The sequence below is a fragment of the Gemmatimonas sp. UBA7669 genome (genome assembly GCF_002483225.1).
GTDB lineage: Bacteria > Gemmatimonadota > Gemmatimonadetes > Gemmatimonadales > Gemmatimonadaceae > Gemmatimonas.
Genome location: NZ_DLHL01000033.1, coordinates 56,231 through 73,179 on the forward strand (window position 1 = coordinate 56,231; position 16,949 = coordinate 73,179).

Below are 16,949 nucleotides of genomic sequence, written 5' to 3' on the forward strand. Positions count from 1 at the left end.
ATTGCAGCGAGTGCGGGTGCAGGAGCCGGATCGTCGACAGCTCATGCCGTCAGAACGCCGCGAGCTCTCCGCCGCAGCGTTCGCAGTACCACTCGGTGGGCAGGTTCATGGTGCCGCACTCGGTGCAGCGCAGCGTCTTCTGCGGCTCGGCGCCCGTGGCTGACGGCAGCGCATCGGGCACCGATCCCACCGCCGGGTTGCCACCCGAGGGATTGATGACCGAACGCAGGAAGGCCAGGTCATCAAAGCCGGCTGAAGGAGCGCCGGCAGACGGCGCGGACGTGGGCGGCGTCGCGGTCCGCGTGGTGGGATCGACACTCGGCACATCGACTTCCACTTCGATGCCTTCGAGTGAGTTCACAAAGGTGGAATCGGGCGCGTTCCCGCTGTCGGAGAACATGGCCAGCGCATCGTCGAATTCGTTGTCGACGCGCGGCTCCGCAACCGGCGGGATGTCCGACACGATATGCGTGACGATGTCATGCGCGCGCGGCGTGTGGCGATCGATGCGCTCCGCCGCCTCGAAGATGGCCTCCACTTCGAGCCCCGCGTCGGCGGCTTCAACCGGCGCCTCGACCGCCGGCAAGTTGAACTGACTGCCGAGGTCCACCAGCTCGTGCTCTGACGTGGGCTCCGACGTCGGTTCCTGCGCGGCCTCTGCAGCAGAGTCGACTTCCGCCTCGACCTCGACCTCGGCCTCGGCTCCAACCCCGACCTCAACCGCGGTAACTGCGGTAGCGGCTTCCGGCGCCTCGGCTTCTGGCGTCAAGGCTTCCGGCTCAACGGCTGTCGCAGTTTGCTGTTCGATTCTGGCACTCGCCAGCAATGTCCGCACGTCATCAAACTGCGTGAGCAACGCCGAACGCTCCGCCCCGAGCGTCTCCATCTTGCCCTCCACCTCGACGCGCACCGCCTCCCAGCGCTCGCTGTCGAACTCGCCGACCATGTTGCGCAGCATCGCCTCGGCGCGCTCGTCTTCCAGCGTGGCGAGCTGTGCATCCAGGCCATCGAGCTGACGTTCGAGATCGTTGCCGAGCGTGGCCAGCGTGTCGACATGCGACTGCAGCTGCTCGACTACCTGGGTGCGGCGCGCCAGATAATCACCATGTACGCGCTCGTACACGCGCACCGGGGTTTCCGTCCGCTTGGCCTCGAGGGCGGCGAGCCAGTCATCATAGCGTTGCCGCTCAGCGACCAGGGCGCGGACTTCTTCGATGGACACGACGTGAAACTCCGTGACGAGGGACGAGGAAGGACTCAGGAGGGAAGCTCTCGCGAAAGCCGCAGTGAAGCAAGCGCAGCCGCTTCACCCGCCGGCAGCGGCACCGCGCCGCCGAGCAGCGTGGAGACCAGCAGAATGCGTGCGGCCTGCTCCACACTCTCGAGACGCAGTACCGCATCGTTCAGCGAATGCCCCACGGCGGTGACGCCGTGATTGGCCAGCAGAAACACTTCGTGATCTGGCGCACACTGCGCGATGGCATCGGCCAGGGCCTGCGTGCCGGGCCGCGCATAGGGCACCAGCACCACCGGCCCCACCACCACCGGCAGTTCGGGCAACACATCGGCCGGCAGTGAACGCCCGGCTGCTGCGAAGCCCGTGGCCGCCGGCGGATGAGCGTGCACCACCGCCTGCACATCGGGCCGCGCCGCATAGAGCGCCACGTGCATCTTGAGTTCCGACGAGGCGCGAAGAGCCCGGTCACGGCCCTCGGCCGCCGACAGCGCCGCACTGCCGTCACGCGGCGCGTGCCACGATGTCGCATCGTGATGCACAGTGCCATCCGCGTATCCGCCATCGGCGTGCACACGCAGCACCTGCTCGGCCCCGATGCGCGCCTTGTCCACGCCGCTCGCCGTCACCAGCAGGCTGCCATCGGCGAGACGCATTGAGAGATTGCCCTCGGCGCCCGCCAGGAGCCCGCCCGCATGCAAACGACGACAGGCAGCGGCGAGTTGCTCGGCCGCTGCCTGCAGCGATTCGGGGCTCAGGCCCTGACCCATGTCAGCTGTGCACCACGCGCATGCCGTGCGTCACGACCGCCCTCAGGCCGCCGTGTACACCACGCGGCCACCCACAATCGTGTAGCGCGCCTGCCCCGTGAAGGTGTGGCCGCCGTAGGGCGTGTTGCGGCCCTTGGACTTGAACTGCGTGGGGTCGCAGGTCCACACCTTGTTGGGGTCAAACACCGTCACGTCGGCCAGACCGCCGCGCGCCAGTGAGCCGCCGGGCAAACGGAAGATCCTGGCCTGCTTGCAGCTCATCGCGTCCACCAGCTGCGAGAGATTGATGAGGCCGCGGTGCAGCAGGTAGGTGGTGTTCACACCGAGCGCGGTTTCGAGGCCCACGATGCCGTTGGGCGCATCGGCGAACTCGCGCTCCTTCTCGTCGTAGTGATGCGGCGCGTGATCGGTGACGAGCAGGTCGATGGTGCCATCGGCCACACCCTGCTGCAGCGCCTCCACGTCTTCGGCGGTGCGCAGCGGCGGATTCATCTTCGCGTTGGTGTTGTAGCCATCCACCGCGTCTTCGGTGAGCGAGATGTGGTGCGAGCACACCTCGGCCGTAACGTTGATGCCGCGCTCCTTGCCCCAGCGCACCAGCTCCACCGAACCCTTCGTGCTCAGGTGGCAGAGATGGATGTGGCCACCCGTGCGCTTGGCAAGGAGAATGTCGCGAATGACGTAGATCTCCTCGGCCTCGGCAGGAATGCCCTTGAGACCGAGCTTGGCGCTCATGATGCCTTCGTTCATGCTGCCGCCACGCGCCAGCGTCATGTCTTCGCAGTGCTCGGCAATGGGTACGTTGAAGGCGCGCGCATACTCGAGCGCGGTGCGCATGAGCTGCGCACTCTCCACCGGCTTGCCGTCGTCGCTGAAGGCCACGGCGCCGGCGCCCACCATCTCGGCAATCTCGGCCAGCGTCTCGCCCTTCTGCCCCACCGAGATGGCGCCATAGGGATAGACGCGCGCATAGCCTGCCGCCTCACCCTGACGCTTCACAAAGCCCACGACCGCCTGATTGTCGGTGACGGGCTTGGTGTTGGGCATGGCACACACCGCCGTAATGCCGCCGGCCACCGCGCTGTGCGCGCCGCTGGCCACCGTCTCCACGTCTTCGCGGCCCGGCTCACGCAGATGCACGTGCACGTCGATGAAGCCCGGCGCCACCACCAGGCCCGTGGCATCGAGCACCTCGGCACCGTCGGGCGTGCCCAGCGACCCTCCGCAGGCTTCGACGACACCGTTACGCAGCAACACATCGCCCACGGCGTCGAGGCCCTGCGAGGGGTCGACAATGCGACCGCCCTTGATGAGCAGATCACGGGTTCCGATCGGGTGCGCCATCTATGCGTTTCCTTTCTTGGCCGCTTCGGCCAGTTCAGGCTTGCCACCGGCAAGCAGGTAGAGCACCGCCATGCGCACGGCCACCCCGTTGGTGACCTGGTCGAGAATGACCGAGTGCGGGCCATCCGCCACGTCGCTGTCGATTTCGACGCCGCGATTCATGGGCCCGGGGTGCAGAATGAGGAGATCCTTTGGCGCGCGTTCGAGACGCGCCGAGGTGACGCCGAACACGCGATTGTATTCGCGCAGCGACGGGATGTAGCCGGCCTGCATGCGTTCGAGCTGCAGACGCAGAATGTTCAGCGCATCGGCCCAGGCGATGGCGTCTTCAATGCGATCAATGACCGTGACCCCCATGTCCTCGATGGCATTGGGCAGCAGCGAGCGCGGTCCGCACACGGCCACTTCGGCGCCGAGCTTGGTGAGGCCCCAGATGTTGGAGCGCGCCACACGCGAGTGCAGCACGTCACCCACGATGCAGATGCGCTTGCCCTTGAGCGAACCGAAGCGATCGCGCAGCGTGAGCATGTCGAGCAGGCCCTGCGTGGGATGCTCGTGTGTGCCGTCGCCGGCGTTGATGACGTTGGACTCGATGCGCTCGGCGAGAAAGCGGGCCGCCCCCGACGCGCTGTGCCGGATGACGACCATGTCGATCTTCATGGCCTCGAGATTGCGCGCCGTGTCAACCAGCGTCTCGCCCTTGCTCACACTGGAGCCGGCGCTGGCCACGTTCACGGTGTCCGCGCTCAGGCGCTTCTCGGCAAACTCGAACGAGATGCGTGTGCGTGTGGAGGCTTCGAAGAACAGATTGACGATGGTGGCACCACGCAGCGTGGGCACCTTCTTGATGGCGCGCTCGGAGATTTCGCGGAACGGGCCGGCGGTATCGAGAATGAGTTCGATCTGCGCGGCCGAGAGCGGCGCGAGGCCCAGCAGGTCCTTGCCGAGGGGACCGGGCATGCGCTTAGTGCTCCCCGTCGTTGGACCCGACCACCACCTGGTCCTTGCCGTCGAGCTCCTCCACCATCACGTCCACGCGCTGGCCGGGCGCGACATCAATGCGTCGCCCCACCACGTCGGCGTGAATGGGCAGCTCGCGGCCACCGCGGTCCACCAGCACCGCCAGCGCAATGCGCGAGGGGCGACCAAAGTCGGCCAGCTCATCGAGCGCCGCGCGCACCGTGCGACCGGTGTAGAGCACGTCGTCGACAATGACCACGCGCTTGCCGTCGAGCGTCCAGGGCAGCTTGGTGAGTCCGACCACGGGGCGCGGCCCCACGGTCTGCAGGTCGTCGCGATAGAGCGTGATGTCGAGGGCGCCGCTGGCGACTTCCACGCCTTCCTGCGCGGCAATGATGCGCACGATGCGGTCGGCCAGTTGCACGCCGCGGCGCTGGATGCCGACGATGACGAGGTCGTCGGTGCCGGCGTTCAATTCAACGATCTGGTCCGCCATGCGGCGCAGTGTGCGGTCAACCGCGCGCGCATCGAGGACGGTGGTGGCAGAGGTGGGCATGCGCCAAAAGTAACCACCTGCCACCGGACTTTCTTGGCTCGCGGGCCTCTTACCACTCGTGGTGCGAGCGGCTGCCCTCGGGCGGCATGGGCCGCGGCGGGAACATGCCGTTCAGCGGCGAGAGGTGACGGGCGGCGGTGCGGGCCGCGCGCAGACGGGCCTTGTCCACGGGCGGCACGTATTCGGTGGCCGCATACATGGCGATGTCGGCCGCGGCCTCCATGGTGGCCTGGGCAAAGCCCTGCGACCACTCGGGGCCGTAGGGATGGCTGTCGGCGCGCTCCTCCACGCCCCGGCCAAAGGCCACACACTTGTCGGCCGCTTCACGCAGCGAGCGGCTGGCGGCCAGGTGGGCCACCACCACGTGGTAGCCGTCGCGACGGCCCATGTGGAAGGCCGGCGTCTGGTCGGCGTCATGCAGCGGCGCCTCCACCACCCCGGACGCAATACCGGTCAACATCACACACAGCTGCGAGAAGTAGCTGCGAATGGGATCGACCGCGGGTTCGTCGAGAATGGGGGACATGGACCGTTCCGGCTACAGGTTCAGCGCCAGACCACCCCCTCGGCGGCCCGGCATGCGTGATCCTGAGCAAGCGGCGTGCCGCAGGTGTCAACCGCAGGCTGACACAGGCTTTGAGAGGGGAAATGGACAGCCTGACCCTGGTGAACTTATGGTCGCGCTCGCCAGCCGTTGCGGTCCGCCAGCAGCACTGCGGCCTCGGCGCCACAGCGGCGCCGGCACCACGCCGGCCGATCTTCAGCCGGCGTAAAGGTGCAGATCGGTGCCCACGAAGTCGGCCATGGCCTTGGTCGTGTCCCAGTCCGGATGGCGCAGTGTCACATATCCGTCCGACAGCAGGGTGCTTTTCCAGTCGCGACGCGGGCTGCCAAGAGGTAGCAGATCGATGGCGCAGATGGCGTCGCCCAGCCTGGCCTTGATGCGATCGAGCCCCTCGATGCGCTGAATGCGCCCCTGTCCGTGTGCCCGCTTGGTGATGCAGGCCGCGTGATACTTGCGCTCGATGTCCAGCGAGAAGGTGCCGAACAACTCGGCCTCGGCCCAGCCACCGAAGAGGTCCACGTCGCTGGCAAAGTTCATCAGGTCGACGGTGCGTGCGCCGGGCGGACGGGCGGCAATTTCGCCAAACACCACTTCGCCGTCGGCCTTGCGGTACCACTCCATGTGCGTGAAGCCGGTGTCGTAGCCCAGCACCTTGATGACCTGCTCGCCCATGGCGCGGCCCTCGGCCACCCAGGGGTCGTCCACGAGGCGATAGCTCAGCGTCTGCGGCGAGATCCACTCGTTGGTGCGCGCAATGAGCGGCCGTGGCCGATAGTAGCCGATGTGGAAGTATTCGATGCGGCCACGCGCGCAGATGGTGTCGTAGGTGAATTCCTCGCCGTCGATGAACTCTTCCACGTCGACCACGGCAATGTGGCCGAGCTGCGCGATGGCCTTGTCGACTTCGTGCGCGTCGTCGCAGCGGAAGGTGTCCTGCGAACCTGCACCGGCAATGGGCTTGATGATGAGCGGATAGCCCACCTGCTCCGCTGCCTCGCGCACCTCGGTGGCGGTGCGCGCCACGGCATGATGCGGCACGCGCACACCACCGGCGGCGAGCGCCTGCTTCATGAGGTCCTTGTCCCGAAAGCGCAGCGCCTGTTCGTACGACTGGCCCGGCACCCCCAGCGCCTCGCGAATGAGCGCGGCCACCTCCACCCCGGGCTCCCACAGGCAGCACACGCGGTCGAGTGTGCGTGTGCCCAGCCAGCGCTGCAACTGCGGAATGGCTGCTGCGGGATTGGTGAAGAGCTCCGGCAGTTGCAGATAACCACTCAGGTGACGACGCGCGAGCTCGGGCAGCTCGTGCTCCGGCCCATTGGACACACCCAGCACGGTGGCGCCCTGCACCGACAGGCCGCGCGTGAAGAGCGGCATCTCGCCGGGATAGCCCGGCGTGATCATGAGCACGGTGCGGGGAGCGACGTTGGTCATGGCAGCAGCAGAATGGGAGAGAGCCTGAGCGAGGGGACTGAGCATTGCGTCACTGGGGCTAGCCAAGATGCACACGCACGGTGGAGATCACGCGGCGCAGCGCATTGCTCACCACCTGCGTGTCGGGATGACGCAGCATGACAAAGCCCTCGCCCTCGTAACTGCCACTGGGCACCTGCCCCACGCTCGGAATGTGCGCGTCGCAGACGAGTTCGCCCAGCTCACGCTGCATGACGTCGAGCCCCTCGATGCCCACCACCCGGCCCTGGCCCTGCCCGCGCAGATACGCGGTGCCCACGGCAAACTGACGCGGCGGCGCGGCAAAGGTGCCGTCGATCATGAGCGTCATCCAGGCGCGCACAAAATCAAAGTTGTGTGCACGCGAGATCATGGTGGTCATCTGCGCACCGGGCGGGCGCGCGGCAATCTCGCTGATGGCCAGGGTGCCATCGGGGCGGCGGAACCACTCGCAGTGCGACACGCCGGTGGTCATGCCCAGCGCCTTGAGCGCACGGTCGCCCACGTGGCGAATGTCGTCGTAGGCCGGATCGTCGTGCTCACGCGGCAGCAGCACCGTCCACTGAATCCACGGATGCTCCAGCACCTCGAGTGGCGTGGGCGCGTAGCGTGTGATGGAGTGCCAGAGCGGCGTGCCGCCCAGCGTGACGGTTTCGAGCGAGTGCTCCACGCCGCGCAGAAATTCCTCGGCCAGCATGGGATCATGCGGCGAAGGCGCATGACGCTGCATGGCGCGATGCAGGGCCTCATCGTTTTCCAGCCGCTCGGTGGCGCGGGCGCCGGCACCGGCCGGCGGCTTGACGACAATGGGATAACCCACCTCGCGCACGAACGCCTGGGCGTCCTGCAGTGAATGCAGCACGCGATGCCGCGCCACGGGAATGCCCGCTGCGCGCAGCACGGTCTTCATCTGCGCCTTGTCGCGGAAGTTGGCGGCGGCGCTGGACGGCAGGCCGGGAATGCCGAGACGTTCGCGCACCCGGGCCAGCGGCCCCTGTGCCTGCTCGAAGGCGGCAAAGCAGCGGGCAATGGCGCCGTGACGCTGCGCGAGGGATTGCACCGCCCATTCGAGCTGCGCGGTGTCGGTGACATCGTCCACGCGCCAATGGCCGGCGAGCCGCTGGGCCATGGATGCCGGCAGCGCCTCGAGCGGCTCCTGGGCCACGACGCAGAGTCTGACATGGCCCAACGACAACGCCGCCTCGATCATCTGCGAGGCGGCGGGCGAAAAACGGGGCGCCACGAAAATCACGTTCATGGCGCCCCCGATGTGCTGCAGGTGATGGTCAGTCGGTGAGAAACGACGTGCGTGACGACGAACTTACTGGCAAACCCAGGGCGCGCCATCAATTCGCGCCGTGGCCTTGACACCCGTGGCCGAGTCGGCGGCCGTGATCGTCACCGGGTTGTTCTCGGCGTCGTCCATGCGGTTGGTGCTGCACTGCACGGTCTTGCGGAAGTTGAACTCACCCTTGTCGGTCACGTCGGCCATGCCGAAGTCCTGCGTGCCGTTGGCGCCCGGCGCGCGGGTACCGGTAAGCTTGATGCGTGCCCCGGCGGGCCAGTTCTTTCCCTTGATCGTGAGGCGCGCGCCCTGCGGGGTGCGCTCGCCTTCGGCGGACACGGCGGGCTTGGGCTGGCCCACAAAGGCGCCAGCGGCGGTGGCCGAGGCGGTGATGGCCGAGACGATCAACGCCGGTACCAGCAGGCGGCGCGTGAAGTGCTGCATCTGTGCTCCTCCGAGTTGGTGACGCGCGGCGGGACGAAATCCCCGTCGGCGCGTGGTTTCGTACCGGGGAAAATGCGTTTTGTGCCCCCGTCGCGCAATCAGTGCGTCTGGTCACATTCCGCGGGAGGGCATGCGGGCCGGGGTGGAGTGCGGCCGGCGGGTGCCCTGCCGTAGCCATGCGGGGGCGGATCGGTTGTCTGGCCTGCCTTAGCGCTCGAGACGGAAGCCCGGGTCGATGCGTGGCCGCGACGGAGCGTTGGCCACGAACCAGCCGGTGAGATACATCCATCGCGTCATGCGCGTGAGCTTGCCGTAGTCGATGCGCTCGGGCTTGTCGCGCGGCGTGTGATAGTCGGGGTGCAAGTTGCTGGTGTACATGACGCTGGGCACGTCGAGCCGCGCATAAGGCACGTGATCGCTGCGGAAGTACCAGCCCTCGGGGTGCGTGGGTCGGTCCCAGAGCGAGTCGAGGGCAAAACGGCCGGTGAGCGCATTGGCACGCAGCGCATGCTCCACGAGATCGGTGGAATTGCGATGCGGCGGCTGCACGCCCAGCAGGCTGGCGCTGTCGGGACTGTTGCGGCCCATCATCTCGCCGTTGAGCACGGCCACAATGTCCTTGAGTGGAACGACCGGATGCTGGGCGTGATAGCGCGACCCCAGCAACCCCCGCTCCTCGGCGCCATGATACACAAACAACACCGAGCGCTTGGGCTTCTGCGCCATGAAGGCGCGCGCGCTGGCCAACAGGGCCACACTGCCGGTGGCGTTGTCATCGGCGCCGGCCCAAACCGAGTCGCCGTCCATGACGTAGCGCACGCCGTCATGGTCCTGATGCGCGGAGTACAGCACGTACTCGTTGCGCAGCACGGGGTCGGTACCGCCTATGACACCCACGATGTTCACGCTGGGCGTTTCGAATTGCTCGAGGCGCACCTGGATGCTGCCTTGTGGCGCATTGCGAAGTAGCGGCGCGCGGCTGCTGCGCACAAGAAACGCGGGCGGTGTGCCGTTGACGGGCGTGGTGACATTCAGCACGGGTGGCAGCGGCGCGAGATAGCGCGGCTGACCGGCAAAGCGCGGCGCCGCGTCATTCACATCGTAGGTGCCGCGCAGGCGCAGGCTGGCCAGGCCGTCAAAGGCCGCATTGGTGATGCTGTCGGCCACGAGAATGAGCGCGAGGGCGCCGCGGCGGGCGAAGCGCTGCTGCGTGGCAGAAAGGGCGGCATTGGCATAGCGCACGTCCTCGCTGTTGACGGTCGTGCGAATGGACGCGCGGTTGGGCGTGATGACGGGCACCGCCACTACACGGCCCTGCACATTGACCGTGCTGTCGTTGGCATTGTCGAGCCAGAGCACGGGGCCCGACACATCCAGCCCGCGATTGCCCAGCGGGATGAAGTCACGCCACACGGCCAGTGTGTCGTTGTTCAGCCGTGCGAAGCTGGACACGGTGGACACGCGCGTGCGTGTCATGTTGAACCACTGGTAGTAGGTGCCGTCCTGCCCCATGGGCGTGACGCCGATTTCGCGCAGCCGGTCGACAATCCAGGCCGAGGCGCGCAGTTCGTCGGGTGTGCCGGCCTCGCGGCCGCGCATGGCGTCACCGGCCAGCGCATAGAGTTCGCGCTTGATGTCGGCTTCGCGGATGCGATTGAGCGCGGCGGGCAGGCTTTGTGATGCGGCCGGTTTCGCGGTGGACCTAGCCGCCGTGTTTTGCGCGGCAAGCGCCTGCGGGTTGGCGAGGGCGGCGGCCAGCAGGGAGACTGCGAGCCTGACGGTACGGCGACGGGTTGCTGCGTGGGAGGGGCGCATGCCCCATTCTACGACGGGATTGGCTAACTTGCTGGTATGTCGCACGCTGCCATTCTTGATGTCACCACCGCGACCTTTGACGACGTCGTGGTACAGCAGTCGCACACGGTGCCGGTGCTGGTGGATTTCTGGGCCACCTGGTGCGGCCCCTGCCGGGCGCTGGGCCCCATACTGGAACGCCTGACCGAGGAGTACGCCGGCGGCTTTGTACTGGCCAAGGTGGACACCGACCGTGAGCAGGCCCTGGCCGCGCGGTTTCAGATCCGCAGCATTCCCACGGTGTCGCTGTACGTGGGGGGCAAGCCGGTGGCCGGTTTCCCGGGGGCCCTGCCCGAGGGGCAGATCCGCAAGTTTCTGGCGCAGCATGGTGTGCATCCCAAGCGCGCGTCGCGCGAGTGGTCAGCCGACCCGGCCACGCGGGTGAGCGAGCTGCGTGCGGCGGTGGCCGAGTCACCCACGCGGGGCGACCTGCAACTGACCCTGGCCGAGGCCCTGCTGGCGGTGGAGCAGGACACGGAGGCGCTGCGGGTGCTGGAGGGTTTGCCGGCCGAGTTGTACGGCGACGCGGCGGCGCAGCGGCTCAGGGCGCGCATTGCATTGCGCGCGCGGGTGGTGCATGCGCTGGACCTGGCGGCCCTGGCGGCGCGTGTGGAGCAGACGCCGGAGGATGCGGAGGCGGCGGTGTTGCTGGGCGTGCGCCTCGCGCTTGGCGGTGATGTGGCGCGCGCGGTGGATGTGCTGCTGGAGGCCGTGCGGGCGCAGAAGGGCGGCGAGGCGACCAGCGCGCGGGATGCACTGGTGGAGGTGCTGCAGCTCGTGGACGACGAGGAGTTGGTGCGCGGGGCGCGGCGGCGGATGGCGGCGGTGTTGTTCTAGGCCAAGGGCCTTGGCCACAGCAAACGGTCAGACTGCCACGCACCATCGTTGACGAGATCAAGATAGGGCTGGCGATTGAATTGTTTGATGCTGCCGACCTCGAGTCGTCGCGCAATGGGGAGTACCAGCACCGCAGCGGCTCCACCGACCATGAGACTGTGGGCACCGGACATCGCGCCCGATCCGGTGACCCAGGTGTCTTCAATCAACACGATGCGGCGCCCTTCCACCTCTGAAGGCTCTGCTGCAAAGAGGGATGGGTTAATCGCATTCCTCGGCTTCTTCTGCCCGGGGGCAGCGCGCAAGAGCGGCTTGAGTGGCGGGAGATACGAGCTCACCAGGCTCACACTCTTCCAGAGACGCTGATCTTCAACGAGTATGCCGCGTGTGGAAGGCGTGACGCAAATGGCATCAATTGCACCACCGAGCGCGTGTTCTATCGGCTTGCTGAAGGCGAGCATGGCTGAGAACAGCGCTGCAGCAAGCAAGTACATGTCATCCGGACTCGCTCCCTTGTATCGCTGCATTCGACCGTACCATGTCCCAGGGTCTGGTGCCATTGAGATGGGCACCACGCGATTGAGAAGGCCGAAGGGGACGCCGGACTTATGCAGCTGTAGGCACCCGAAACACTGCGCATAAGTCGGATCCTTCGACCCGAAACAATAGGGACCGACCATCGGATGACCGATGGTCGGTACGGCCTTCGCTTCGTTCTGCACCACCTGAATCGCGTCGTCGATAGACGCGTAGGGGTGCGCGCCACTCACGCGACCTGGAAGGCTTGCGGCGTGTATGCCGGATCCATGCGGCTGACCAAATCATCGGTGTCGGACAGCACGTATGCCTTGGCCCCATCGATTCCTTGGTCCACCATGGCTTGCGCCCACTCATGTTGATCAACGAGCGAGCGGAGGAGAAACACCGTTCGCCCGTGCTGCAACGCGGACCGCGCCTGCATACGCGCACCGGACGTCGCAGACGCCTCAACCACTACCGTTGCAACACTGAGGCCGGACATGGTGACATTGCGCTGCGGAAAACTCGACTGGGTGGGGGGAGACGCCGGGAGGAACTGCGACACGAGCGCCCCACCCTCATTGACGATGCGACGAGCGAGGAAGGTGTTGGCCTTGGGATAGGTGCGCTGCAAGCCGGTGCCGACTACCGCAATGGTACGGGCCCCGACATCGAGAGCCGCCGTGTGCGCGGCCGTATCGATGCCGGCCGCCAAGCCGGATACGATCACCAGTCCACGACGCCCCAACTCTTTTGCCAACTTGGTGGCCCGACGGAGACCGGCATCAGTCGCCTGGCGCGTACCGACAATGGACACGCCAGTCAGTTCCATCAGGTCGGCGTTGCCCTCGACAAACAGTAGCGGCGGACGATTGTGCACCGTTCTGAGAAGCGAAGGATACTCCTCATCGAGCACCGTCCATGCGGCGTACGGCAGATCGTCCCAACTGTCCACCTCACGTAAGGCGCGCTCGATGAGTGGATCGGGATTCGACTCAAAGAGAGCCGCCTGCGCCGCCGAACTGCGGTAGCTGTGTGCCAAGATCGCGATGGCGCTACCCGCGTGCTCCACCATGGCCGCGAGATGCGCCTTCGGTACGGCGCCTCCCAACAACAACGCGACGAGGGCTACACGCTCGTCGTGGAGGTTGCCGGGTTGCAGTGCGAGATCTGACATCTCCAAAAACATGCGGCACAGCTCTGGGTGGCGTGAGTACCGAACATATACCGAAGCTACCTAATTCTGCCCCAAGACCGCAAGTAGACCCTGCGTGTAGGAGGTGCCGATTTCGAGCGCTCTCACCATTTCGAATGCCACAAAAGAACAACCCCGCGGCGGCCGAAATTGGCCACCGCGGGGATACAAACGATAGCGGATGGGGGGGGATTCGAACCCCCGAGACGCGTTAACGCCAACACGCTTTCCAGGCGTGCGCCTTAAACCACTCGGCCACCCATCCAAGAAGTGCAACGCGCCGCCGCGGTAGGCCACGGCGGCGCGCTGCGCAACGGAAACTGCAACTGCGACTTCAAGCGGACAGGGTGAGATTCGAACTCACGATACCGTTGCCGGTATGCCGGTTTTCGAGACCGGTGCCTTCAACCACTCGGCCACCTGTCCTGAGAGAGGATAGATCACAAAAATGATCTCGTTGTTGTGCATTGGTTGCGCAACTGCGTCGTTCGCCGAACTCAGGCAGCCGGACGCGCCCTCCCAGAGCATCGATAGATAATCGGCAGAGGTAGCCACTTCAAGCGTTCACCTCGCCGTTTTCGGTACGCCGGATCGCCGCCGAGGCACCCACGCGGACGGCGCCCCATATCGGCCTAGCAGGCGCGCCGTCAGTACGGCGGATCCAGCGAGTCGTCGAAGCGCGAATCGTCCGCCAATCGGAACTCGTCCTCAAGACGCTGGGCTTCCGAACGCTCACGCTCCTCGGGAGTCATGGTGTCGAGCCGCCGGTTCATTTCGACCTGATCGGCCGTGGCCTTCTCGAAGAGCTCCTCAAGGGAGAGCTCATCATCAGCCCGCTGCTGTGGCTCGATCGGGGCCCTGCCCTCTCGCCTTTCGTCCATCGACCGTCTCTCCCTGCGAGTTCGACGCCATCGTGATCTCGCCGGGGGGCTCTCTGGGGCCACCCATCCCGACCGAGGCGGCCACCGATGACCACCTCGTGGGAAGATGCGCCGAGACCAAACGTTGGCAAGGATCTCGGACAGCTGTGAACTTCGGCCGCGAGCGAGGGGTCACGTAGAGGAGATACCGGCAGCACGTGCTCCTTCACCCAAGTCACTTGAGTGGCTACGCCATCCTTCGCGACCGTGATGACCGCATCGGTAGTGCACCAAGTAGAGCCGTCCTATGTTTCAGTGCTTGCTGGTCGGTTTGGTCCTTGCATCGCTACATCACTTGATGTCCAGTGACTCATGCCCCTCACGCTCAACGGCATTGTCGTGCCGAATCTTTGCCAGGGTTCGGAATGGGCGATTGCGGACGACGCACTACTCGCCGAGTACGTCGCGCGAATTGCTGTAGGACAGTGTCGACACGTAGCGCGAATCCTCGCTAGCCAAGATGCGTCTGCCGCCTCAGTGGATCAGGCGGCAAAAGCCGACGCGATCACCCTGTTGACTGTCAACGCTGGCGAAGAACCGTGGCATCGCGATGGATGGCTCTTCCAAGCGATTTCATGGATTGCGGCCTACAGCGCTGAAGGCGTCGCGATTCGCGCCCCGCATCTGATCAAGGCTCACAAGGGCTTCGACGGACTCAAGCTCGAACTGAACGACGTCGGCGCCGTAACAGCGGTCACCATCTTCGAGGACAAAGCGACTGACAACCCGCGGAAGACAATCCGGGAGGATGTCTGGCCGGGCATTGAAAGACTTGAGCAGGGCGGGCGCACCAATGAGCTCACGCAGGAGATTAGCTCGCTGCTTGAAGCTCAGCTGAAGACGCTTCCAGGATTGGACGTCGATGCGGCCGTTCGGCAGATCGTCTGGAACAACGTGAGGCGCTATCGAGTCGCGATCACCGTTGACTCGACGCACATGACCGAAGCGAAGCGCAAGAGGCTGTTCAAGGGCTATTCGGAGCAGGCGCCCGGCGACATTACGCGACGCGGTGCAGAGACCTTGCTAGTGCCCGAACTTCGGCCTTGGATGCACGAGTTCGCGCAGAAAGTGATCGCGGTCATACGGGAGATGCCTGAACGTGTTTGATCAGGAAACCGTCGCGCTCATTCGACAGGCGCCGGCGCTCGATGGTATCGACTTGGATGCCCTCCCCCAACTGCTTACGGACGCATTCGCCACGGTGGTCGCGGCGCGCATTCGGCTTCGAACAGGCGCGCCAGATACTGCCGGGGCGGAGATCGACGCGACCGTTTCTTTGCTAACGCGCCTTGCTGCGACGCATGAGGTCCTGGTGGCTCAATTGCCGGATCGAGACAACCGAGCTGCGGCGGCATTTGTTGCGGGGACCGCCCACCAGACGCGTCGCCTAGCACGCAGCGGTGTGCGCGAGGCGAGCCGCATCACGGCCACCACGGTGAGCGCCGAGGTCAGCTCTTCCCTTTTGTTTTTGATTGCAGAGGCCTACCCGGACGCGGCGGAGGCGTCAAAGAATATCACTTCAAACTCGCCGGATTCCACGCTTGTCGAACGAGGATTGCTGTCCGCCATCAAGGCGCTGGCCGGTGGAAGATTGCGCGAGATCGTCGCCGAGCCCGTTCCCGAAAGGACGGCCTCGACGTCAACCGAGCGGGCGCTGGAAGCGTTGCAGTATCTGTTGCTCCAGGGTGTACGGGCGCTTGCAGATCAACTGCAACGCCCGGAGGACACCGCGACCGGGAGCACAGCACGGGGGATCTTCCAACAGGTGAAGGACCTGTGCATCGAAGAGTTGAACGATGCGCTCGGGGACGGGCTGTCAGGCTATAGTGTTTTTTCCGGACCGTTGCATGTGGCAAATCTGTTGATTGCGGCTGATCGCGACCTGAGTGGTTCCGCGCTTTCGCACCTGCCGGCACCAAGCGGCATCGATGCCGCAGCGTGGAACCAGATTACCCAGCGAATGGCGCTGTCTCGTCCATTTCTCTGGCGTAACCACAAAGAGGCGATTCAAGAAGGCTTCCTGGAGCGGGGTCGCTCCGCGGTGATCAGCTTTCCGACAGGCGGAGGAAAGTCCACGCTCGCAGAACTCAAGATCGCGGCGGCCCTTATATCAGGTGAGCAGGTCGTATTCCTTGCGCCGACACATGCGCTCGTTTCGCAGACGGTGAAGGCGTTGCAGAAGACATTCAAGAGTGCCACGGTATTCGGCGACACCGATGATGACGTGACACTCTCTTCCATCAATGCGCAGCGCGACGTCGTCGTCACAACACCAGAGCGCTGCCTCGCCCTTCTCGCGATGCAGCCGGAGGCATTCGCGAATCTCGGACTCATTGTGTTCGACGAGTGCCATCTGCTTCACGCCCGTCCAGGCGATCGAAGTCGGCGTGGCCTTGACTCGATGCTGTGCCTCCTCAACCTGACGCTCACCGCGCCCACCGCTGATCTGTTGCTCATGTCGGCGATGATGGAAAATGCCAGCGAATTGGCCGGATGGATCGGGGAAATCACTGGTCGAGAATGCTTGATTCTTGATCTCGCGTGGAAGCCGACGCGACAAGCGCGAGGCTGCGTAGTTTACGAGGCTGCTCGGCTAGACGCGCTTCGCGATGAGCTCGGGAAGGCAAGACTAGCGAATCCGAAGCAGAAGTCTGTTCCGGCGAAGATTATGCGCGAGTTGACCGCGAAGCCGCTCGGATTCTTCGGCCTCCGTCAGACGTGGAGTACGCGGGCGTCCGAGGACTACGCCTTGCGAACTCTCCTCGAGACAGAGGAGCCGTTGGGCACCAGTTCCGGTCCCTCGAGTTGGTACTTGACGCCGAATGGAAATCACGTCAGCACAGCGATCGCCGCGGGTTCCGTCGCCGCGGGAATGAAGACCCTAGTGTTCGTTCAAAGCACAACCGCGTGCGGCAGTTGCGTTCGAAGTTTCTCGCAGCATTTGAAGCCGAGAGAAGTCAGACTGAACGAGGAGGAGGCGGCTTGGCGAGCCTTAGCAGGGTGCTGAAAAACCG

The 16,949-nt window shown here is 65.4% G+C and carries 16 protein-coding genes and 2 tRNA genes; 3 read left to right on the plus strand and 15 right to left on the minus strand.

Going from position 1 to position 16,949, the window contains the following annotated elements; genetic code table 11:
- Nucleotides 1-49: 49 nt before the first annotated feature.
- The 10 genes from B2747_RS09745 to B2747_RS09790 form a co-directional block, all read right to left on the minus strand.
- Nucleotides 50-1,222 (minus strand): hypothetical protein, encoded by a 1,173-nt coding sequence (locus B2747_RS09745; protein WP_291159787.1) that lies wholly within the window; start codon nt 1,220-1,222, stop codon nt 50-52.
- A gap of 35 nt (nt 1,223-1,257) precedes the next feature.
- Nucleotides 1,258-2,004 carry a class II aldolase/adducin family protein gene (locus B2747_RS09750; protein ID WP_291159789.1) on the minus strand — a complete coding sequence of 249 codons (747 nt, stop codon included), beginning with the start codon at nt 2,002-2,004 and terminating at the stop codon, nt 1,258-1,260.
- 42 nt (nt 2,005-2,046) lie between these two features.
- On the minus strand, nt 2,047-3,348 hold the full coding sequence (locus tag B2747_RS09755) for a dihydroorotase (RefSeq protein WP_291159791.1): 1,302 nt from the start codon (nt 3,346-3,348) through the stop codon (nt 2,047-2,049).
- On the minus strand, nt 3,349-4,308 hold the full coding sequence (locus tag B2747_RS09760) for an aspartate carbamoyltransferase catalytic subunit (protein ID WP_291159793.1): 960 nt from the start codon (nt 4,306-4,308) through the stop codon (nt 3,349-3,351).
- A 4-nt stretch (nt 4,309-4,312) separates the two neighbouring features.
- Nucleotides 4,313-4,864 (minus strand): bifunctional pyr operon transcriptional regulator/uracil phosphoribosyltransferase PyrR, encoded by a 552-nt coding sequence (pyrR, locus tag B2747_RS09765; RefSeq protein WP_291159796.1) that lies wholly within the window; start codon nt 4,862-4,864, stop codon nt 4,313-4,315.
- A gap of 49 nt (nt 4,865-4,913) precedes the next feature.
- The gene (locus B2747_RS09770) at nt 4,914-5,390 is read right to left on the minus strand and encodes a hypothetical protein (RefSeq protein ID WP_291159798.1); all 477 of its coding nucleotides are present in this window, start codon (nt 5,388-5,390) and stop codon (nt 4,914-4,916) included.
- Between the two features lie 234 nt (nt 5,391-5,624).
- Complete coding sequence (locus tag B2747_RS09775) at nt 5,625-6,863, minus strand: ATP-grasp domain-containing protein (protein WP_291159800.1); 1,239 nt, start codon at nt 6,861-6,863, stop codon at nt 5,625-5,627.
- A 58-nt stretch (nt 6,864-6,921) separates the two neighbouring features.
- The gene (locus B2747_RS09780; RefSeq protein WP_291159802.1) at nt 6,922-8,139 is read right to left on the minus strand and encodes an ATP-grasp domain-containing protein; all 1,218 of its coding nucleotides are present in this window, start codon (nt 8,137-8,139) and stop codon (nt 6,922-6,924) included.
- Between the two features lie 63 nt (nt 8,140-8,202).
- Entirely contained in the window at nt 8,203-8,610 is a 408-nt protein-coding gene (locus B2747_RS09785; RefSeq protein WP_291159804.1) for a hypothetical protein, read from the minus strand.
- 207 nt (nt 8,611-8,817) lie between these two features.
- The gene (locus B2747_RS09790) at nt 8,818-10,425 is read right to left on the minus strand and encodes a M28 family metallopeptidase (protein WP_291159805.1); all 1,608 of its coding nucleotides are present in this window, start codon (nt 10,423-10,425) and stop codon (nt 8,818-8,820) included.
- 36 nt (nt 10,426-10,461) lie between these two features.
- Here B2747_RS09790 and trxA point away from each other — a divergent pair, with 36 nt between their 5' ends.
- Complete coding sequence (gene trxA / locus B2747_RS09795; RefSeq protein WP_291159807.1) at nt 10,462-11,301, plus strand: thioredoxin; 840 nt, start codon at nt 10,462-10,464, stop codon at nt 11,299-11,301.
- Here the strand turns inward: trxA and B2747_RS09800 are convergent.
- From B2747_RS09800 to B2747_RS09820, 5 genes are all read right to left on the minus strand, one after another.
- Nucleotides 11,298-12,071, minus strand: a complete 774-nt coding sequence (locus B2747_RS09800) for a hypothetical protein (RefSeq protein WP_291159808.1) — start codon at nt 12,069-12,071, stop codon at nt 11,298-11,300. The genes trxA and B2747_RS09800 overlap by 4 nt on opposite strands.
- On the minus strand, nt 12,068-12,997 hold the full coding sequence (gene dprA, locus B2747_RS09805; RefSeq protein ID WP_291159809.1) for a DNA-processing protein DprA: 930 nt from the start codon (nt 12,995-12,997) through the stop codon (nt 12,068-12,070). Before dprA ends, B2747_RS09800 begins: the two co-directional genes overlap by 4 nt.
- 196 nt (nt 12,998-13,193) lie before the next feature.
- A tRNA-Ser gene (locus B2747_RS09810) sits at nt 13,194-13,280 on the minus strand.
- A 74-nt stretch (nt 13,281-13,354) separates the two neighbouring features.
- Nucleotides 13,355-13,441 (minus strand) — tRNA-Ser (locus B2747_RS09815).
- A 221-nt stretch (nt 13,442-13,662) separates the two neighbouring features.
- Entirely contained in the window at nt 13,663-13,896 is a 234-nt protein-coding gene (locus tag B2747_RS09820; RefSeq protein WP_291159811.1) for a hypothetical protein, read from the minus strand.
- 351 nt (nt 13,897-14,247) lie between these two features.
- On the opposite strand from B2747_RS09820, the gene B2747_RS09825 reads away from it, so the two are divergent.
- Both B2747_RS09825 and B2747_RS09830 read left to right on the plus strand, forming a co-directional pair.
- Nucleotides 14,248-15,042, plus strand: coding sequence for a hypothetical protein (locus B2747_RS09825; protein ID WP_291159813.1), 795 nt, complete (start codon nt 14,248-14,250; stop codon nt 15,040-15,042).
- Entirely contained in the window at nt 15,035-16,942 is a 1,908-nt protein-coding gene (locus tag B2747_RS09830; RefSeq protein WP_291159815.1) for a DEAD/DEAH box helicase, read from the plus strand. Before B2747_RS09825 ends, B2747_RS09830 begins: the two co-directional genes overlap by 8 nt.
- Nucleotides 16,943-16,949: the final 7 nt, after the last annotated feature.

Coding starts and splice junctions, on each gene's coding strand:
- B2747_RS09790 (WP_291159805.1), bottom strand. CDS start 10,425: ATGCGCCCCTCCCACGCAGCAACCCGTCGCCGTACCGTCAGGCTCGCA.
- B2747_RS09785 (WP_291159804.1), bottom strand. CDS start 8,610: ATGCAGCACTTCACGCGCCGCCTGCTGGTACCGGCGTTGATCGTCTCG.
- B2747_RS09750 (WP_291159789.1), bottom strand. CDS start 2,004: ATGGGTCAGGGCCTGAGCCCCGAATCGCTGCAGGCAGCGGCCGAGCAA.
- dprA (WP_291159809.1), bottom strand. CDS start 12,997: ATGTCAGATCTCGCACTGCAACCCGGCAACCTCCACGACGAGCGTGTA.
- B2747_RS09825 (WP_291159813.1), top strand. CDS start 14,248: ATGCCCCTCACGCTCAACGGCATTGTCGTGCCGAATCTTTGCCAGGGT.
- B2747_RS09770 (WP_291159798.1), bottom strand. CDS start 5,390: ATGTCCCCCATTCTCGACGAACCCGCGGTCGATCCCATTCGCAGCTAC.
- pyrR (WP_291159796.1), bottom strand. CDS start 4,864: ATGCCCACCTCTGCCACCACCGTCCTCGATGCGCGCGCGGTTGACCGC.
- B2747_RS09760 (WP_291159793.1), bottom strand. CDS start 4,308: ATGCCCGGTCCCCTCGGCAAGGACCTGCTGGGCCTCGCGCCGCTCTCG.
- B2747_RS09755 (WP_291159791.1), bottom strand. CDS start 3,348: ATGGCGCACCCGATCGGAACCCGTGATCTGCTCATCAAGGGCGGTCGC.
- B2747_RS09775 (WP_291159800.1), bottom strand. CDS start 6,863: ATGACCAACGTCGCTCCCCGCACCGTGCTCATGATCACGCCGGGCTAT.
- trxA (WP_291159807.1), top strand. CDS start 10,462: ATGTCGCACGCTGCCATTCTTGATGTCACCACCGCGACCTTTGACGAC.
- B2747_RS09780 (WP_291159802.1), bottom strand. CDS start 8,139: ATGAACGTGATTTTCGTGGCGCCCCGTTTTTCGCCCGCCGCCTCGCAG.
- B2747_RS09820 (WP_291159811.1), bottom strand. CDS start 13,896: ATGGACGAAAGGCGAGAGGGCAGGGCCCCGATCGAGCCACAGCAGCGG.